Origin of the sequence: Achromobacter arsenitoxydans SY8 (assembly GCF_000236785.1) — a bacterium.
Classification (GTDB): Bacteria; Pseudomonadota; Gammaproteobacteria; order Burkholderiales; family Burkholderiaceae_B; genus Achromobacter; species Achromobacter arsenitoxydans.
The window spans coordinates 1-503 of the sequence record NZ_AGUF01000066.1 but is presented as its reverse complement, the minus strand read 5'-3'; the positions used below and the strand labels follow the sequence as shown (position 1 = coordinate 503).

Genomic DNA, 503 nt, shown 5'->3' with positions numbered 1-503 from the left:
AGGTATCGGTCTTCGGCAATCGCTACTCTGGCACCGGCGGCGGCTGCCATACGCGCAGCACGCACGCCACCGGAGCCTGCACCAATCACCAGGAGGTCATATTCGTATTCGGAAACGTCTGCCATCGTTTACTCCTGTGAAGTTAAATATTCCTACCCCTGACGGCCAAACAAGGATATTGACCTGACTGTCGGGGGAGGTTAAAACCATTTGCTGCTATTTTATACTGTCCAATCCCTTATACTGACTAAGATTTATTATTCCGCTTTTTCGATCAGCGACTTAACTCTATTTAATCTTGCTGGAGACTCTATGTCTGACTCTATCTCGACGCTTCTCGATAACAATCGTGCCTGGGCTGAGCGCATGTGCGAAGAGGACCCCGACTACTTTAAACGGCTTTCGAGTCAGCAAAACCCTGACTATTTATGGATTGGCTGTTCGGATAGCCGTGTGCCCGCCAATCAAATTATTGCGCTGCCGCCTGGGGAAGTCTTCGTTCA

At 49.7% G+C, this 503-nt stretch carries 1 protein-coding gene; it reads left to right on the top strand.

Annotated features, from left to right (window positions below; genetic code table 11):
* Window positions 1-312 precede the first annotated feature (312 nt).
* Window positions 313-503 (top strand): carbonic anhydrase (locus KYC_RS29035; protein ID WP_274428672.1); only part of this gene is annotated, 191 nt, incomplete at its 3' end.